Source organism: Microbacterium sp. NPDC056569 (assembly GCF_042793475.1).
Classification (GTDB): Bacteria; Actinomycetota; Actinomycetes; order Actinomycetales; family Microbacteriaceae; genus Microbacterium.
Genome location: NZ_JBHTUV010000003.1, coordinates 344,534 through 361,914, shown reverse-complemented (window position 1 = coordinate 361,914; position 17,381 = coordinate 344,534). Strand labels below are relative to the sequence as shown.

Here is a 17,381-nt window from a genome sequence, read left to right as displayed (position 1 = left end):
CGTTCCAGACGCTCGTCGAGAACGGCATCGAGGCGGGCACCCAGAAGGAGGGCTCGATCGAGGGCCTCTTCGACCTGCGCCTGCTCAACGAACAGCTCGAGGCCGACGGCGCCGACACCGTCTCGGCAGCAGGGCTCGGCGAGGACTGAACATGAGCACCGCTCCCGCTTCCGCCTCCGGGTCCGCGCCGGGCTCGAAGGCAGCTCACGCGCCGGCGGCCGCGGGGGCGGTCGCGTCCGCACCGGGCACGACCAAGCCGCTGGCCCCGAGCTTCGACAGCGTCACGCCGGTGCCGGTGCCGGCGCCCGCCCCCGCACCCGCGGTGCGGATCGACGGCGTCTCCAAGCGCTTCGGCTCCGGCCCCGTCGTCCTCGAGGACGTGTCGCTCGACATCGCCCCGGGCGAGTTCGTGTGCCTCCTGGGCGCGTCGGGATGCGGCAAGTCGACGCTCCTGAACCTCGTCGCGGGTCTCGAGAAGCCCAGCGCGGGCCGCATCGAGACGCCGTCCCAGGGCTCGGCCGTCATGTTCCAGGAGTCGGCGCTCATGCCGTGGCTCACCGCCCGCAAGAACGTCGAGCTCGCGCTGCGCCTGCGCGGCGTCGCCCGTGGCGAGCGCCGCGAGAAGGCGCTCGCCCTCCTCGACACCGTGAACCTTGCGGATGCTGCGGAGAAGCGTCCGCACGAGCTCTCGGGCGGGATGCGCCAGCGCGTCGCGCTCGCGCGCGCCCTCGCACAGGACCGGCCCGTTCTGCTGATGGACGAGCCGTTCGCCGCGCTCGACGCGATCACGCGCGACCTCCTCCACGAGGAGCTCGAGCGCGTCTGGCGTGCGACCGGCCGCACCATCGTGTTCGTCACGCACAACGTGCGGGAGGCCGCGCGCCTCGGCCAGCGCGTCGTGCTGCTGGGCAGCCGCCCCGGCCGCGTCGTGCAGCAGTGGCAGATCACGAAGACCACCGGCCGGCGCATCGAGTCGCCCGAGGTCGCCGCCCTCTCGGTGGAGATCACCGAGCAGCTGCGGAAGGAGATCCGCCGCAATGCCGCATGACACCCTGACCGTGTCGAAGACGGATGCTGCAGCATCCGCCCATTCGGACGACCTGCGCTCGCTCGAAGCCGGTCTCGACCGCCTGCAGACCGACGCCGAGCGCGGCCCGAGCCGCTGGCGCCGCTTCGCGCAGAGCGTCGTGCCGCCGGTCGTGTTCGTGATCCTCCTGATCGTCGCGTGGCAGCTGTACGTCGTGATCGCCGAGCCGCGGCCCGACAAGGTGCCGAGCCCCGCCGACGTGTGGAACGCGCTCGGCCTGGCGTGGGACACCGGGCGCCTCCAGGAGGCCGTCGCGACGAGCCTCGAACGCGGCGTCGTCGGCTTCCTCATCGCGATCGTCGTCGGCACGCCCATCGGGCTGCTGCTCGCCGAGGTGCGTCCGATCCGCCGCGCCGTCGGCCCGATCATCTCCGGGCTCCAGGTGCTGCCGTCGGTGGCGTGGGTGCCCGCCGCCATCATCTGGTTCGGCCTTTCCGACGCCACCGTCTACTTCGTGATCCTCATGGGGGCCATCCCGTCGATCGTCAACGGCCTCATCGCCGGCATCGACCAGGTGCCGCCGCAGCTCCGCCGCGTCGGCACGGTGCTCGGCGCCTCGCGCTGGCAGCTCGCCACGGCGGTCATCCTGCCGGCCGCGCTCCCCGGCTACCTCGCCGGGCTCAAGCAGGGCTGGGCGTTCTCGTGGCGCTCCCTCATGGCCGCCGAGATCATCGCGACGGGCGGCTCGATCGGCTTCGGCCTGGGCTCGATGCTCGACCAGTCGCGGGAGCTCGCCGACATGGCAGGCGTCCTCGCCACCATCATCCTGATCCTCGCGATCGGCATCCTCATCGAGCTCGTCTTCTTCGGACCGCTGGAGCGACGGATGCTGAAGCGCCGGGGCCTGCTGATCACCGGGGGTGCCAAGTGACCGGCAAGGTGTGGCTCGTCGGCGCGGGTCCCGGCGACGCGGGCCTGCTCACGGTGAAGGGGCTGCGCGCCCTCGAGGCGGCCGACGCGATCGTGGCCGACCGGCTCGGCGCGCGCGCCGTGCTCGACGGGCTCGCGGCCGACGGCGTGGACCTCCGCGCCGAGGTCGTCGACGTGGGCAAGCGCCCCGGTCATCACGCCGTGCCGCAGGACGCCATCAACGCGCTCCTCGTCCACCTCGCCCAGGAGGGCAAGACGGTCGTCCGGCTCAAGGGCGGGGATCCGTACGTCTTCGGCCGCGGCGGCGAGGAGCTGCAGGCCTGCCAGGAGGCCGGCGTGACCGTCGAGGTGGTGCCCGGCATCACCAGCGCCATCTCGGTGCCCGCGATCGCCGGCATCCCGCTGACGCATCGCGGAGTCGCGACCGCCTTCACCGTCGCCACCGCCCACGACCAGATCGAAGCCCTCGGCGGCGGCCGCGACCATACCGTGGTGCTGCTCATGGGCATCGGCACCCTTGCGAACTCCGCGATCACGCTGTCCCGCGGCGCGCGCGGCGCGGACTGCCCGGTCGCCGTCGTGGAGGACGGGTACGGCCCCCGCCAGCGGGTGACGGTCGGCACGCTCTCGACCATCGCGCACCAGGCCGCGGAACGAGGCATCCGTTCTCCCGCCGTCGTGGTCGTCGGCGACGTCGTCCGGCTCAGTCCGTACGCGCCCGCCGAACTCGCGACCCTCGACCTCTCCCACTACGACCCCCTCGCTGCTCCCGAGCGCAGCCGGCGCGCCTGACCCGGCACCGCCCGCGAACCTCCGCCTGACCCGAAAGAAACCCAGTGACTTCTTCGAGCCTCCAGAACCTCCGCGTCGCGATCGTCGGCGCCGGTCCCGCCGGCATCTACGCGGGCAACATCCTCACCAACTCGGTCGTCGAGGCGGGCGGAACCGTCGCCATCGACCTGTTCGAGTCGCTCCCCGCACCGTACGGCCTGATCCGCTACGGCGTCGCCCCTGACCACCCGCGCATCAAGGGCATCGTCAACTCGCTGCACGAGATGCTGGATGCCGGCACCACCCGCTTCATCGGCAACGTCGAGGTCGGCCGCGACATCTCGATCGACGAGCTGCAGGAGCGGTACGACGCCGTGATCCTCGCGACGGGCGCGATCCGCGACGCCGCGCTCGACATCCCCGGCATCGACCTGGAGGGCTCGTACGGCGCCGCCGACTTCGTGGCGTGGTTCGACGGTCACCCGGACGTCCCGACCGAGTGGACGCTCGACCAGCGCGAGGTCGCCGTCATCGGCAACGGCAACGTCGCCCTCGACGTCGCCCGCGTGCTCGCGAAGCACGCCGTGGACCTCCGCTCCACCGAGATCGCCGACAACGTGCTCGCGGGTCTCGAGGCGTCGGCCGTCACCGACGTGCACGTCTTCGGCCGCCGCGGCCCCGCCGACATCAAGTTCACGCCCATCGAGCTGCGCGAGCTCGGCGAGGTGCCGAACGTCGATATCGTGGTCCACGACGAGGACTTCGCCTACCTCGAGGGCATCACGCCGGCGAACAACCAGCTGAAGGTCATGCTGCGCATCCTCCAGAGCTGGCGCACGCGCGAGTCGACCGGCGCGAGCCGCCGCCTGCACCTGCACTTCTACCACTCGCCCGTCGAGGTGCTCGGCTCCGAGCGCGTGGAGGGCCTCCGGTTCGAGCGCACCGAGCCGGTCGGCGACAGCGGCCTTGTACAGGGCACCGGTGAGTTCCGCGAGATCGCGGTGCAGCAGGTCTACCGCGCCGTCGGCTACTACGGAACGCCCGTCATCGACGCGCCGTTCGACGTGAAGGCCGGCGTCGTCTCGAACGTCGAGGGACGGGTGAAGGATGCCGCGACCACCGGCGACGTGGAGGCTCCCGCGATCGCCGGGCTCTACGCCACGGGCTGGATCAAGCGCGGGCCGGTCGGCCTCATCGGCCACACGAAGTCGGATGCGATGGAGACCATCGCGCACCTCGTGTCGGACGTCGAGTCGGGCGCTCTGTCGGCACCCACGGTCGAGGGCGATGTGCTCGACGTGCTCGACGAGCGCGAGGTCGCGTACACGACGTGGGACGGCTGGCTCGCCCTCGACGCGCACGAGCGCGACCTGGGTGCGAACCACGTCCACGCGCGCGAGCGCGTCAAGGTCGTGCCCCGCGACGAGCAGGTCGCGATCTCGCGGGGAGCGCTCGTCCGGTGACGTATGTGATCGCGCTGCCGTGCGTCGATGTGAAGGATCGCGCCTGCATCGACGAGTGCCCGGTCGACTGCATCTACGAGGGTGAGCGGTCGCTGTACATCCACCCCGACGAGTGCGTCGACTGCGGCGCCTGCGAGCCGGTGTGCCCGGTCGAGGCGATCTACTACGAGGACGACCTGCCCGAGGAATGGCAGGACTACTACACCGCGAACGTCGAGTTCTTCGACGACATCGGGTCGCCCGGCGGTGCGGCCAAGACCGGCGTCATCGCGAAGGACCACCCGGTCATCGCGGCGCTTCCTCCCCAAGGAGACGGCCATGACTGACAAGAACCCGCTCCCCCGTCGCGAAGTGTCGCCGGCTGCGGCAGATCGTGACAGGGGAACAGGGACGCCCTCGACCGAGGTCGACGTCGTCATCGTCGGCGGCGGCCCGGCCGGGCTGTCGGCCGCCCTGAACCTCGGCCGCGCCCGCGCGTCGGTCGTGCTGGTCGACGCCGGTCGCCCGCGCAACGCGGCGACCCTGCGCTCGCACGGCTTCCTCACGCGCGACGGCGTCCCTCCGCTCGAGCTGCGCAAGCTCGCGCGCGCAGAGCTCGCCGCCTACCCCAATGTGCGCGTGCTCGACCGCGCCGTGGTGTCGGGGCTGCTCGAGCAGCCCGGAGGCGACGGGCTGCGCTTCATCGCGGCGCTGCAGGGTCGCGGCAACGGCATCCCGCCTGCCGTCGCCGCACGCTCGGTGCTCGTCGCGACAGGATTGCGCGAGACGCTCCCCGCCATCCCGAGCCTCCGCGCGTTCTACGGCATGACCGTGTTCAGCTGCGCCGCGTGCGACGCGTGGGAGCTGCAGGACCGGCCGCTCGCCCTCATCGGCGAGACCCGCGACCTCGCCGCGCGCGCCCGGCTCATCGCCCGGTGGACCGACAGGCTCACCGTCTTCACCAACGGATCGGATGCGGTCGACACGGTCGAAGAGGCCGAGCTCGCAGCATCCGGGATCATCGTCGAACGACGCGTCATCGACGACCTCGAGGGCGACCGCGGCACGGTGACCGCCGTCCGCCTCGTCGACGGCGCGCGCGTCGGGATCGACGGCGGGTTCGTGCGGCCGCAGTGGCACCCGGCGCTCGACTTCGTCGGCGGCATCGACCTCGAACGCGACGGGTTCGGCAACCTGGTGACCGATCGCTCGGGGCGCACGTCGGTGCCGGGCCTGTATGCCGCGGGGGATGCTGCATCCCCGGGTCCGCAGCAGCTCATCGTCGCCGCAGGTCAGGGTGCACGCGCCGCCGCGGTGATGGTGCATGATCTGATCGGGGTCAGCACCGCCCACTGAGTTCGCGGCACCGTGGCGGCGCGCGCCCTGCGCGATGCCGCACGATGTACATCGATAGGGCACCCGGACGTTCCGGTTCACGACGCCGCGATCGACGATGTCGGCGCCCGCGGGCACGCTCCTGCAGTTCGTGCTCGACGACGACCGCGTGGTCGTCTACGCCGAGCGGCCGTAGCGAGTCACTGGTCGCCCGGCTGATCGGCCGCCAGCGCCTGCCGGCCAGGCGCCAGCATGTCGTGCACCTGCTCGCCGTTGGTGAGCGCGGGCGACACGGTGTCGGGCCAGTCCGCGATCTGCTGCTCGGCCCACTCGGTCCACGAGACGATGTGCTCGTAATGGCCGATCATGAACGTGTTGGCGAGGGCGAACAGGTGCTTGCGCTCCGGGAAGGTGCCTCCGGTCGCGCTGATGAACGCCGCGTAGCGCGCGAACATCTCGCGGTGCGCGAGCGCCTGCTCCCGGGTGCGCGCGAGGGTCGCCCGGAGGTCGTCGAGCGAGCCCTGGTCCGACAGCAGCACCCGCACCATGCCCTCGAACTCGACGGTCGGCGGGCGCACCGGGGTGCTCAGCCATGCGGCCAGCGCCTCACGGCCGGCGGGGGTGATCGAGTAGATGGTGCGGGCGCGCCTGCCGGTGTGCTCCTGCCGGGTCTCGACGAATCCGGCCTCGTGGAGCCGGTTCAGCACCGCATACCGGCCGCGGTCGGCCGACGGCCAGAGCTCCGAGACGCCGCGCCCCAGCTGCTCGGCGAGCTGGTACGCCGACCAGTCGCGTCCGGCGAGCAGGCCCAGCGTGAGATACCCCGTGACCGTGGGTTCGCGTTCGGGCACCGCACAGCTCCTTCCCCGCCGGCATCCGGGTCGCCGTCGCGGAACGTAAAGGGTATCCCGCGGACGCTGGAACGACCCTATACTGCAGATTGCAGTAAGCGTCGGCGCGGGATCACGGTGTGGGGACCGGTCCGCGTCGCGGGTGGGCGAAGCGTGGGGACGACGTCCCACCCCTGCGGCGGGCGATCTGGGGATCGCCCGCCGCACGTCCTCGCCCCCTGTCAGCGCCGGGTCTGCTCCGAGCCCGACAGCCGCTGCGCGAGGTAGATCGGAACGATCGACACGATCACCAGCACCACGGCGATGACCGAGACGACCGGCGCCTGGTTCGGGCGGAACATGTTGTTGAGGATGTAGATCGGGAGCGTCGTCACCCCCGAGCCCGCGGTGAACGTCGTGACGATGATCTCGTCGAAGCTCAGCGCGAACGCGAGCAGCGCCCCGGCGAGGAGCGCCGAGCGCAGCTGCGGGAACGTCACGAGGCGGAACGTGGTCCAGATGCCGGCGCCGAGGTCGGCGGACGCCTCCTCGAGGTTCGTGCCGGTGCGCCTGAGGCGCGCGATCACGTTGTTGAAGACGGTCACGATGCAGAAGGTCGCATGGGCGATCACGACGGTCCAGATCGACAGCGGCACGCCCATGATGGTGCGGAAGAAGTTGTTCAGCGCGATGCCCGTGATGATGCCGGGCAGAGCGATCGGCAGGATGATCAGCAGCGAGATCGCGTCGCGGCCGAAGAACTCGAACCGCTGCAGGGCCAGCGAGATGAGCGTGCCGAGCACGAGGGAGATCGCCGTCGCGACCAGTGCGATCACGACACTGGTGCCCACCGCCTCGATCGCCCCGGTGCTCTGGAACGCCTTGCCCCACCACTCCAGCGTGAACCCCGGCGGCGGCCAGGTGAGCGACGTCGACGTCGAGAACGAGTTCACGAGCACGACGAAGAGCGGCAGATACACGACGAGCAGGATGAGGGCGGTGACGACACCAAGCACCGTGCGGGAGAGTCGCGAGAGTCGCATCGCCGGGTCCTAGAGGTTGTTCAGGGCACCCGTGCGGCGCACGAGGGCGAGGTAGCCGAAGATGATCACGATCGGGATCAGCGCGATCGCCGCCGCGAGCGGGAGGTTGTTCGCCGCGCCGACGTTCGTGTAGACCAGGTTGCCGAGCATCTGGTTGGCACCGCCGACGATGTTCACGGTGATGTAGTCGCCGAGCGACAGCGAGAACGCGAAGATCGTGCCCGCGATGATCGCCGGGAACGCCAGCGGGAGCACGACGGATCCGAGAGTGCGCCACGTGCGGCCGCCGAGGTCGGCCGACGCCTCGAGCAGCGAGTCCGGCACGCGCTCGAGTCCTGCGTAGATGGGGAGGATGACGTACGGCAGCCAGAGGTACGACAGCGTGATGATGGTCGCGGTCAGCCCGTAGCCCGGCGTGTGCAGGCCGAACGGAGCCAGGATCCACTCGAGGATCCCCTCCTGTGACAGCACGGAGCGCCACGCGTACGCCTTGACGAGGTAGCTCGCCCACAGCGGCATGAGGACGGCGATGACGAGGAACCGCTGCGCGCGCGGCGAGGCGACCTTCGCCATGTAGAACGCGATCGGGAGGGCGATGGCCACGTCGATGACGGTGACGAGGAGGGCGACGCCCACGGTGCGGAGGGTCACCGTCTGGTACAGCGATCCCGTCAGCACCGTCACGATGTTGTCCAGAGTCCACTCGGTGACGATCTCGCCGGTGAAGCTGTCGACGGTCCAGAACGCCGTCACCAGCAGCAGCACGAGCGCCACGATGTAGACGACCCCGAGCCAGAACAGCGGCGCGGTCAGCAGGAACGCCAGGCGGAAGCGCGGGTGCGCGCTCAGCCACGCCGAAGCACGGCGGGCCGGGGTGGGCCGCGGCACAGGGACGGCGCGTGCCGCGGGCCCCGCGGGTCCGGTCGGCCCCGCGGGCTCGTGCGTGAGGGTGTCGGTCATCCGTCTCTCCGGTGGGATTCCGGCAGGGGGCGACGCCGCGGGTGGGCGGCGCCGCCTCCGGCCGTTGCGATGGTCGTCAGCCCTTGATCTCGGACCAGGCCTGCGTCCAGCGGGCGTAGTCGACGCATTCGACATCGGTGCGTCCGTCTACGCAGTCCGCGATGGGCGTGGTCCAGTACCAGATCTGCGAGGCGTACTCCTCGTCGCCCGCGTGGTACGCCTCGCAGTCGTCGCGGTAGTCGCACGCCTCCTGGCTCGACGGAGCCTCGCCGAAGTAGGCCGTCGCCTCGGCGTTGGTCTCGGGGCTCGCGATCCAGTCCAGCCACGCGTACGCGCAGTTCGGGTTCTCCGCCTCGGACGCGATCATCCAGGTGTCGGACCAGCCGGTCGCCCCCTCCTCCGGCAGCACGACCTCGGTGGTCGCGTCGCCGCCGGCGAGCACGTTCTGGATCACCTGCCATGTCGTGCCCGCGACCGAGTCGCCGGTCTCGAACGCCTGGATCTCCTTCAGGTAGTCCGACCAGTACTCCCCGATGTGCGCGCGCTGCTCCTTCAGCAGGGCGACGGCTGCCTCGAACTGCGTCTCGTCGAGCGCGTAGGGGTTCTCGATGCCGAGATCGGGCTGGTGGGTCATCAGGTAGACGGCGGCATCCGCGATGTAGATCGGCGAGTCGTAGGCCGTGATCTTGCCCGAGTACGCGCTCGCGCCGTCGAACACGACGTCCCACGATGTCGGGGCGGGGGTGACGACATCCGTGTTGTACAGGAGCAAGTTGGCGCCGTAGCCGTGCGGGACCCCGTACGACTGGCCGTCGACCGAATTCCACTCCTTCTCCTTGAGGAAGTCGTAGATGCCCGCGTAGCTCGGGATGAGGTCGGTGTTGACCGGGGCGACGTCGCCCGCGGCGATGAGACGCAGCGTCGCGTCCCCGGAGGCCGCGATCACGTCGTAGTCGCCGGTCTTCATGAGATTGACCGCCTCGTCCGACGTGCCGTAGGTCTTCGAGGTGACCTCGCAGCCGGTCTTCTCCTCGAAGTCGCTGACCCAGTCGACCTCGGGATCGTTGCTGCCGTCCTCGACGTAGCCGGGCCACGCGAGGATCGACACCTGGCCCTCGTAGTCGCCGAGCTCGTCGGCCTCTTCGGACGGCGCGGCGCCGCCCCCGCTGGTCGTGCCGCAGCCGGCCAGGACGGCGATCGACCCGATCGCCAGGGCGGTCGCGGCGAACCGCGCTCCGCGTGATGTGCGCATCATGGTGTTTCCTCTCGGGTGCTGTGGTGCTGTGTGCTCCGGGGCGCGGGCGCCCAGGTCTCTGGGCCGGGTCTCAGGTGCCCGGCGGGATGAGCGAGACGACGTCATCGTCGTGCCACATGACGTGGACGCGGTCGCCGCGATCGTCGTCCGACTGCCGGCCGCGATCGTTGCGCTCGAGCACGGTCACGCGCATCCCCGCATCCAGATCGATGACGCGACGGATGCCGCTTCCCACGTAGATCGACTCGACCACGGTCCCCTCGGCCGAGTGCTGCCCGGGCGCCGAGGCGGCCGACGAGGCCAGCGTGAGCTTCTCAGGGCGGATGGAATGCTCGCCCTCGCGCCCGATGAGGGCGGCCGACCGTTCGTGATCGAAGAGGTTCGAGGTGCCGACGAAGTCCGCGACGAAGCGCGAGGCGGGACGCTCGTAGAGGTCCTGGGGGGTGCCGAGCTGCACGATGCGGCCGTCGTGGAACACCGCGATACGGTCGGAGAGCGTCAGCGCCTCCTCCTGGTCGTGGGTCACGAAGATGAAGGTGATGCCGAGGTCCCGCTGGATCTGCTTGAGCTCGACCTGCATCTGCTCGCGCAGCTTCAGGTCGAGCGCGCCGAGCGGCTCGTCGAGCAGCAGCACTTTGGGCTGCACGACCGTGGCGCGAGCGAGCGCGACGCGCTGGCGCTGTCCGCCCGAGAGCTGCGACGGCTTGCGCGAGCCCATCTGGTCGAGCCGCACCGCGGCGAGCGCCGCCATCGCGAGATCGCGGCGCTTCGTGCGACCCATCCCCCGCACGCGGAGCCCGTACGCGACGTTGTCGAGCACCGTCATGTGCGGGAACAGCGCGTAGTCCTGGAAGACGGTGTTCACGTCGCGGTCGAAGGGCGCCTTCTTCGTGACGTCCTGCCCGAACAGCTGGATGGTGCCGTCCGTCGGCTGCTCGAAGCCGGCGATCAGCCGCAGCACGGTGGTCTTGCCGGAGCCTGAGGGGCCGAGCATCGAGAAGAACTCGCCGGCGGCGATCTCGAGGTCGACGTGGTCGACGGCGGTGACGGCCCCGAACTCCTTCGTGAGTCCGGTCAGCCGGATGGCGGGCTGAAGCTCGGTCATGGACGTCTCCTTCGATGTCGATGGAAGTAAATCATATGGATCCATATGTCAAAAGAGGGTGGGCGTGTTACGGTCGGGTCACAGTCTGCGGAGGACGCACTCCTCCGCTGTTCCACCCGGGAGTCCCATGCCGCACGCGACGGGAAGAGTCGACGCCGCCCGTGCCGTCGTCTTCGCTCCGCTGGACGGCACCGGCAGAGCCGAGCTCGTCGAGAAGAGGCTCGCCGACGCCATCGTCACGGGCGTCCTCCACGACGGGGAGCGGCTGCCGAGCGAGGCCGATCTCTCGCGCAGTCTCGGCGTCGCACTCGTCACCGCCCGGGAGGCGCTGGAGGTGCTGCGAGACAAGGGGCTCGTGAAGACGCGCCGCGGGCGCGACGGCGGCAGCTTCGTCACGTTCGACCGGGACGCGGCGACGCGCCTGTTCGAACGTCGCCTGCGTGAGCACAGCCGGATCGAGCTGCGCGACCTCGCGCTGCACGCCTCGGCGATCGCCGGCATCTCTGCCGAGACGGCCGCGACCCGCGCGAGCGACGACGACATCGAGACCCTCGTGCGCATCGCCGAGGGCGCCGATCTCGAAACGGCCGGCGGCGCGCGGCGCGCGGTGAGCCGGTTCCAGCTGGAGGTCGCGGCGGTCAGCCAGTCCCCGCGCCTCGTGCGCGAGGAGATGCGCCTGCAGGGTGAGGCGGGCTCCCTCCTCTGGATGTGCCTGCGCGACCAGGAGTACCGTGACCGCAGCGCCGTCACCCGCGCGCGGGTGATCGACGCGATCCGCGACGTCGCGCCCGATGCGGCACGCGCGGAGACGACAGCACACATCAACAACGCCTTCGAATGGCTCATCGACGAGCGAGCGCGCATCGACGCGCGCACCGAGGACGCGGCATCCGACCCGAAGGACCTCCCATGACCACCATCGCGACAAGGTCTCCGGCCGACGTGGCGATCAGCGTCGCCGCGACCATCGACGGCATCTTCGCCATGATCGACGGCTGGCGCGCACTCCTGGAGGAGCGGCTCGCCACCTCGGGCGCCCTGACGACGGAGACGGTCGATCCGCTCGTCGAGACGTTCGCGGTGCCCGCGGTCTCGGGCGAGACGCTGCTGACCGGCGCGGGGTTCGTGGCGGCGCCCGGCGCGCTGACCGATGCCGAGTGGCACCTCGCCTGGTGGCTCGCCACGACAGGCTCCACGCACGGCGTGCGGCGCCTCGCCACGATCGACGATCCGACGCACGAGCAGTTCCGCGACTACACGGCACTCGAGTGGTGGCGCATTCCCGCGACGACCGGCGCGCGCCACCTCACGGGCCCCTACGTCGACTATGTCTGCACCGACGACTACACCGTCACCATCACGACACCGGTGGTCCGCGACGGCGCGATGATCGGCGTGGTCGGCGCGGACGCCCTGGTCGACCGGCTCGAACGCGTGCTCCTGCCGGTGCTGCGCGCGGGCGAGACGCCCGCGACCCTCGTCAACGCGTCCGGCCGCGTCGTGACGTCGACCGACGCCCGGCGCGAGCCGGGCTCGATGCTGCGCGCCGACGGCGTCACCGCCGCCGTGCGGGCGCTGTCACCCGAGCCGGTGCGCCTCCCCGACGGCACGACGGTGCTGGCCTGCGGAGACACGTCGCTCTCCCTCGTCGTCGGAAGCTAGCGGGCGGGGCGCGGTGAGCGAGGATGACTACGATGTCAACGCCGACCGACTCCCCGCGCGACGAGCTCGCCGCGCTGCGCGAGCGCGCGTACGGGCGGAACGCCGACATCCTCGACGACCCGGTCGCCCTCGCCAGGCTGAGTGAGCTCGAGGAGCAGGCGGCGGCCGCGAGCGCCGCGAGCATGGCGGCGAGCGCCGCGCGGATGCGCATCCCGACCAACGGCGGATCCCCGCGCAGGTCCACCGTCGAGGTCGATGGTGAGGATCCCGACCAACTGGCGGTCGTCCCCTCTCGGTCGGAGGAAGCGGATGCTGCGGCGGCGCCCCACACCGGACCCGCGGGCCGCGAGGCGGACGACTCCGCCGCGATCGCGAACGACGACCCTCGCACCGCGGGCGCACGCGCCGGCCGGACGGATGCTTCGGACGCGGCGCACGACCCCGGCGACGACGCCGTCGATCCCGACACCTCGGAGGTCGCCGACACCGCGCCGGCCCGCCCGTGGTGGCGGCGGCTTCCCGTTCTGTGGGCCGCCTCCCTGATCGCGGCGATGATGGTCGGCGCCGCGCTCACGCTGCTGGTGCAGAGCATGGAGGCCGGCAAGGTCGGCGTCCTGCAGGTGGATCCCGACGCGGAGTGGCCCCGAGACGTATGGGGCGGCCCGACCGAGGACTCGCGGGCCTTCGAGTCGTTCTACGGACTCTCGGTGCTGTCACAGCCCCAGCTGACGGGCGACGGCTCGCAGGCGCCGGTGCCCTGCCTGATCGTGTTCAGCGGGGTCGGCGACAACCCCTCCTACCTGGGCGGCTCGTGCGGCGCGGGCTCGTTCCCCGCGGAGGCGGCGCTCGTCGTCGGCACGCGGGCCCCGTCAGAGCTGCGCGACCGCTTCTCGGTGGGAACCGCGCTCCAGTTCGTGCTCGACGGCGAGCAGGTGCACGTCTACGCGCGGGAGCCGATCATCGTCGAGCCGACACCCTGAGCGGTGTCAGGCGCCGCGGCTCCCGGCATCCGTCGCGCCCACGTCGCTGCGGTGGAAGTTCTGGAACGAGCGGGATGCTGTGGGCCCCCGCTGCCCCTGATACCTGTTGCCGTACGGACCGGAGCCGTAGGGGCTCTCGGCGGGCGAGGTGAGGCGGAAGTAGCAGACCTGCCCGATCTTCATGCCCGGCCACAGCTTGATGGGAAGCGTCGCGACGTTCGAGAGCTCGAGCGTGACATGGCCCGAGAAGCCGGGGTCGATGAACCCGGCGGTCGAGTGAGTCAGGAGGCCCAGACGGCCGAGCGAGGACTTGCCCTCGAGCCGGGCCGCGATGTCGTCGGGCAGCGAGATCTGCTCGAACGTCGAGCCGAGCGCGAACTCCCCGGGGTGCAGGATGAACGGCTCTTCGGGGTCGACCTCGATGAGACGCGTGAGCTCGGGCTGGTCCTCGGCGGGATCGATGAACGGGTACTTGTGGTTGTCGAACAGCCGGAAGTACCGGTCGAGTCGCACGTCGACGCTCGAGGGCTGCACCATCACGGGATCCCACGGGTCGAGCCCGATGCGCCCCGCGTCGATCTCGAGCCGGATGTCGCGGTCACTCAGCAGCACGGAGCCAGCCTATCCGGACCGTGCTGTTATGCTGGCCGGGCGCTGTAACAGGCGCGCGAACGCCGGGATGCCGGCGTCCGGGGCTGTAGTTCAATGGCAGAACTTCTGCTTCCCAAGCAGACAGCGCGGGTTCGATTCCCGTCAGCCCCTCCATGTCCCCCGCAATCGCCGCGCACGAGTACTCCCCCTGGGACTTCTGGAGCGAGGCGAGTCCGTCCGAGCGCGAGGCGCAGCTGGCACTCCAGCAGACGGTCGTCGCCGGACGCCCCGGTCACGAGCTCGGCGAGCAGTGCTTCCTCTCCGAACTCGCCTCGATCGACAACGACTCGCTGCGGCTCGGCGACCGCACGTACGTCGCGGCCGGCGCCTACCTCACCGGCGATCTCCGCGCGGGCGCCGACTGCAGCATCAACCCGTACACCGTCATCCGCGGCCGCGTCACGATGGGGGACGGTGTGCGCATCGGCGCGCACACCTCGATCCTCGGATTCAACCACTCGATGGAATCGGGCACGCCCGTCTTCCGCCAGCCGCTCACCTCCAAGGGCATCGAGATCGGCGACGACGTCTGGATCGGCTCGCACGTCGTGATCCTCGACGGCGTCCGTGTCGGATCGCACTCGGTGCTCGCCGCCAGCGCCGTGGTCACCAAGGACGTGCCCGCCGGCGCCGTCGTCGGCGGCAACCCCGCGCGCTTCATCCGCTGGCGAGTGGAACCCGACGACACCGGAGTCGCGCCCGACGCGGCGGCGGATGCTGCCGCCCGCGGCACGGAGGATCGCCCGGAGCTTCCCGAACCGCACGAGCCGGTCGAGACGCCGCCGGCTGTGCTCGCCGCACTCACCACAGCGACGGTCGAGCCGACGGCGGAGCACACGCGCACGTCCGAGCCGGCCCCCGAACCCGCCCGCGACCTCGAGGCCCTCACCGTGCCCGTTCCCGCGCCGAGCGTCGTCACCACCGGACCCGTTCCTGCCCCGAGCGTCGCCGGCACCGTGCCTTCTCCCGCACCGCTCATCGGCACCAGCGCGGCCGCACCCGACGACACCGTAGGCCTGGCCGAGCGGGTCGCCGAGCTGGCCGCACGGGCGAGGGACGAGGCATCCGTCGTCCTGCAGCGCGCGTGGAACGACGACCTTGAGCTCTTCGCGGACCGCCCCGGCACCGCGCCCACCGTTCGTGCGCAGGCCGACGCGATCGAGATCGCCCACCTGCTGCTCGGCACCGCGCCGCCGCAGGCGTCGGCCGAGGCGCAGATCCGCCGGCTGCAGGGCTGGCAGGATGCCGCGACCGGCGCGGTCGCTCCCCTCGATGCAGACGGGCGTCAGCGGGAGGGCCTCGGGTTCTCGCACGAGGACGTCGCGTATCACGTGCTGAGCACGGGCTACGCGCTCGATCTGCTCGGGTCGGCATTCCCCGCTCCTCTCACGTGGGTGACGGCGGCGACGCCGGAACGCGTCGTCGAGTTCTGCGAGAGTCTGCCGTGGGCCACCGACGCGTGGGGCGCCGGACACCACATCGACGGCTTCGGCACGGCGATCCTGTGGACGAAGCGGGCGGGGCATCCGATTCCAGCGGGTGTGGAGGAGGCGCTCTTCGGCTGGCTGCTCCTCGGCGCCGACCCGCACACCGGCATGTGGGGAGCGGCCACACCCGACCGCGGCCTCCTCCCCGTCGTCAACGGCTTCTATCGGGCATCGCGCGGCACGTTCGCGCAGTTCGGGGTCCCGCTCCCTCACCCGGAGCGCGTGATCGACACGGTGCTGCGCCACGCCCGCGACCCGCGCTGGTTCGCGCCGGGCGCACGGAACGCGTGCAACGTGCTCGACGTCGCGCACCCGCTGTGGCTCGCGCGCGGGAGCGGATACCGCGGCGACGAGGTGCGCGAGCTCGCCGCGCGACTGCTGTCGGACGCCCTGCCGACCTGGGTGCCGGGGGCCGGCTTCTCGTTCCGCGAACCGAGCCCGGCGACCCGCGGCCTCTCCGAGACCGAACCGGGACTGCAGGGAACCGAGATGTGGCTCGCGATCCTCTGGTACCTCTCCGACCTTGCCGGAGTGTCCGACGCGCTCGGGTACCGACCGCGTGGCGTGCACCGACCGGAGCCGGCAGCCGCGCTGCGGTAGGCGGCATCCGTCCCATCCTTGATCGGGCGGGTGCCTGGATTCCCGGATGCTGCGGGGCGCGGCATCCGTGACGATCGAGGTGCTGCGCGAGTAGGGTCGAGCGATGCGCGCGATCCCCGACAGCCTCGACGCCGTGGTCGTCGCCGAGATCGACCGGCGCCTCGAGTCGGTCGCGACGGAGCACGGGGTGCGGATCCCGTGGGCGATCGAGAGCGGCAGCCGGGCGTGGGGGTTCCCGTCGCCCGACAGCGACTACGACTGCCGGTTCCTGTTCGTGGGGCCGCGTGAGCGTTATCTCACGCTCTGGCCGATGCGCGACGTCATCGAGACGCCGCTCGACGAGGTCTTCGACGTCAACGGCTGGGATCTGCCGAAGGCGCTGACCCTGATGGCCCGCGGCAACGCGACGCCGATCGAGTGGCTGCGCTCCCCCATCGTCTACGGCGGCGACACCGCGTTCCGCGACGAGCTGCTGGCGTACGCGGCCGCCGTCGTGGAGCGCGGCGCCATGGCCCGCCACTACCTGCATGTCGCGCGGCGCCAGCAGGCCGGTGCGCAGACCCTGAAGCGCTTCTTCTACGTGCTCCGGCCGGCTGCCGCGCTGCGATGGCTCGCCGATCACCCCGATGACGCGCTGCCGCCGATGGACCTGCCGACACTGCTCGCCGAGACCACCGCGTCGAAGGAGATCCGGGATGCTGCCGCCGACCTCATCGCCCTCAAGTCGGTGACCCGCGAACTGGGTTCCGGCGAGCCGCCTGCCGTGCTCAGGCGGTTCGCCGCGCGGGAACTGGAACGCGCGGAGGCGTTCGAATCGGCGGCGCCGGGCAAGGATCCCGACGAGGTGAGGGCGCGCGCGGACGAGGTGTTCCGCCGGATCGTGGGCTGACGGAGTCGGAGATCGGCTCCCCGGGTCGCGATCTGGGTCGCGCCGAGCCAATGTCGGACATGACTCGTATATTTGTTCTATGAACTTCTCGGCCGCTCCCTCCCCCGCGATGCGGTTGACGGATGCTGCGGCGCGGGTCGCTTCACTGCTCCGCGACGGCGGTGCCGAAGTCGGAGGACTCGCCGACGAGGAACTCCTGGCGCTGCTCGCCGACACGACGGAGGCACGGAAGGCGCTCGAGCTGATCGTCGCCGGCGCCTCGGCCGAGGTGTCGCGCCGCTCGTCTCGGGAGCTCGGATACGAGGGGCTCGCCCAGCGGAAGGGCCTGCGCACCGGCACGGCGCTCGTGCAGCACATCACGGGGCTCGGGCGCGGACGTCGCGCGAGCTGTCGACGTCGGCAAGGAGCTCGCTC

The 17,381-nt window shown here is 71.2% G+C and carries 18 protein-coding genes and 1 tRNA gene; 12 read left to right on the top strand and 7 right to left on the bottom strand.

The genetic code is table 11. From position 1 onward, the window contains the following. Window positions 1–151 precede the first annotated feature (151 nt). From ACFQ7C_RS05965 to ACFQ7C_RS05940, 6 genes are read left to right on the top strand one after another with little or no spacing between them, the layout of a single operon-like run. The gene (locus ACFQ7C_RS05965; protein ID WP_378898591.1) at window positions 152–1,048 is read left to right on the top strand and encodes an ABC transporter ATP-binding protein; all 897 of its coding nucleotides are present in this window, start codon (window positions 152–154) and stop codon (window positions 1,046–1,048) included. Then, window positions 1,038–1,958, top strand: coding sequence for an ABC transporter permease (locus tag ACFQ7C_RS05960; protein WP_378898590.1), 921 nt, complete (start codon window positions 1,038–1,040; stop codon window positions 1,956–1,958). The genes ACFQ7C_RS05965 and ACFQ7C_RS05960 overlap by 11 nt, the downstream gene beginning before the upstream one ends. Further along, window positions 1,955–2,749 (top strand): uroporphyrinogen-III C-methyltransferase, encoded by a 795-nt coding sequence (gene cobA / locus ACFQ7C_RS05955; RefSeq protein WP_378898589.1) that lies wholly within the window; start codon window positions 1,955–1,957, stop codon window positions 2,747–2,749. Before ACFQ7C_RS05960 ends, cobA begins: the two co-directional genes overlap by 4 nt. Window positions 2,750–2,793: 44 nt before the next feature. Next, a complete protein-coding gene (locus ACFQ7C_RS05950; RefSeq protein ID WP_378898588.1) occupies window positions 2,794–4,191 on the top strand; it encodes an FAD-dependent oxidoreductase in 1,398 nt (465 codons plus the stop codon). Next, on the top strand, window positions 4,188–4,517 hold the full coding sequence (fdxA, locus tag ACFQ7C_RS05945; protein WP_045299416.1) for a ferredoxin: 330 nt from the start codon (window positions 4,188–4,190) through the stop codon (window positions 4,515–4,517). The genes ACFQ7C_RS05950 and fdxA overlap by 4 nt, the downstream gene beginning before the upstream one ends. Next, on the top strand, window positions 4,510–5,526 hold the full coding sequence (locus tag ACFQ7C_RS05940; protein ID WP_378898587.1) for an NAD(P)/FAD-dependent oxidoreductase: 1,017 nt from the start codon (window positions 4,510–4,512) through the stop codon (window positions 5,524–5,526). Before fdxA ends, ACFQ7C_RS05940 begins: the two co-directional genes overlap by 8 nt. A 179-nt stretch (window positions 5,527–5,705) precedes the next feature. Here the strand turns inward: ACFQ7C_RS05940 and ACFQ7C_RS05935 are convergent, their stop codons facing one another. The 5 genes from ACFQ7C_RS05935 to ACFQ7C_RS05915 form a co-directional block, all read right to left on the bottom strand. After that, complete coding sequence (locus ACFQ7C_RS05935; RefSeq protein WP_378898586.1) at window positions 5,706–6,356, bottom strand: PadR family transcriptional regulator; 651 nt, start codon at window positions 6,354–6,356, stop codon at window positions 5,706–5,708. Window positions 6,357–6,577: 221 nt separating this feature from the next. After that, a complete protein-coding gene (locus tag ACFQ7C_RS05930; RefSeq protein ID WP_378898585.1) occupies window positions 6,578–7,378 on the bottom strand; it encodes an ABC transporter permease in 801 nt (266 codons plus the stop codon). Between the two features lie 9 nt (window positions 7,379–7,387). Further along, window positions 7,388–8,338 carry an ABC transporter permease gene (locus tag ACFQ7C_RS05925; RefSeq protein ID WP_378898584.1) on the bottom strand — a complete coding sequence of 317 codons (951 nt, stop codon included), beginning with the start codon at window positions 8,336–8,338 and terminating at the stop codon, window positions 7,388–7,390. Window positions 8,339–8,414: 76 nt separating this feature from the next. Then, window positions 8,415–9,593 carry an ABC transporter substrate-binding protein gene (locus tag ACFQ7C_RS05920; RefSeq protein ID WP_378898583.1) on the bottom strand — a complete coding sequence of 393 codons (1,179 nt, stop codon included), beginning with the start codon at window positions 9,591–9,593 and terminating at the stop codon, window positions 8,415–8,417. Window positions 9,594–9,663: 70 nt separating this feature from the next. Then, on the bottom strand, window positions 9,664–10,698 hold the full coding sequence (locus tag ACFQ7C_RS05915; RefSeq protein ID WP_378898582.1) for an ABC transporter ATP-binding protein: 1,035 nt from the start codon (window positions 10,696–10,698) through the stop codon (window positions 9,664–9,666). 127 nt (window positions 10,699–10,825) lie between these two features. Here ACFQ7C_RS05915 and ACFQ7C_RS05910 point away from each other — a divergent pair, with 127 nt between their 5' ends. The 3 genes from ACFQ7C_RS05910 to ACFQ7C_RS05900 are packed head-to-tail and all read left to right on the top strand — an operon-like array spanning window position 10,826 to window position 13,340. After that, the gene (locus tag ACFQ7C_RS05910; RefSeq protein ID WP_378898581.1) at window positions 10,826–11,611 is read left to right on the top strand and encodes a FadR/GntR family transcriptional regulator; all 786 of its coding nucleotides are present in this window, start codon (window positions 10,826–10,828) and stop codon (window positions 11,609–11,611) included. Continuing rightward, the gene (locus ACFQ7C_RS05905) at window positions 11,608–12,360 is read left to right on the top strand and encodes a cache domain-containing protein (RefSeq protein ID WP_378898580.1); all 753 of its coding nucleotides are present in this window, start codon (window positions 11,608–11,610) and stop codon (window positions 12,358–12,360) included. The genes ACFQ7C_RS05910 and ACFQ7C_RS05905 overlap by 4 nt, the downstream gene beginning before the upstream one ends. Before the next feature lie 32 nt (window positions 12,361–12,392). Continuing rightward, window positions 12,393–13,340, top strand: coding sequence for a hypothetical protein (locus ACFQ7C_RS05900; RefSeq protein WP_378898579.1), 948 nt, complete (start codon window positions 12,393–12,395; stop codon window positions 13,338–13,340). A 6-nt stretch (window positions 13,341–13,346) separates the two neighbouring features. Here the strand turns inward: ACFQ7C_RS05900 and dcd are convergent, their stop codons facing one another. Then, entirely contained in the window at window positions 13,347–13,952 is a 606-nt protein-coding gene (gene dcd / locus ACFQ7C_RS05895; RefSeq protein ID WP_378898578.1) for a dCTP deaminase, read from the bottom strand. Between the two features lie 79 nt (window positions 13,953–14,031). On the opposite strand from dcd, the gene ACFQ7C_RS05890 reads away from it, so the two are divergent. From ACFQ7C_RS05890 to ACFQ7C_RS05880, 3 genes are all read left to right on the top strand, one after another. Further along, window positions 14,032–14,105: transfer RNA gene (locus ACFQ7C_RS05890), tRNA-Gly, on the top strand. Next, complete coding sequence (locus tag ACFQ7C_RS05885) at window positions 14,105–16,078, top strand: DapH/DapD/GlmU-related protein (protein ID WP_378898577.1); 1,974 nt, start codon at window positions 14,105–14,107, stop codon at window positions 16,076–16,078. The genes ACFQ7C_RS05890 and ACFQ7C_RS05885 overlap by 1 nt, the downstream gene beginning before the upstream one ends. Window positions 16,079–16,181: 103 nt before the next feature. Continuing rightward, window positions 16,182–16,967 (top strand): DNA polymerase beta superfamily protein, encoded by a 786-nt coding sequence (locus ACFQ7C_RS05880; RefSeq protein WP_378898576.1) that lies wholly within the window; start codon window positions 16,182–16,184, stop codon window positions 16,965–16,967. Window positions 16,968–17,109: 142 nt separating this feature from the next. On the opposite strand, the gene ACFQ7C_RS05875 is transcribed toward ACFQ7C_RS05880, so the two are convergent. Next, a complete protein-coding gene (locus ACFQ7C_RS05875) occupies window positions 17,110–17,370 on the bottom strand; it encodes a hypothetical protein (protein WP_378898575.1) in 261 nt (86 codons plus the stop codon). Between the last annotated feature and the right edge of the window lie 11 nt (window positions 17,371–17,381).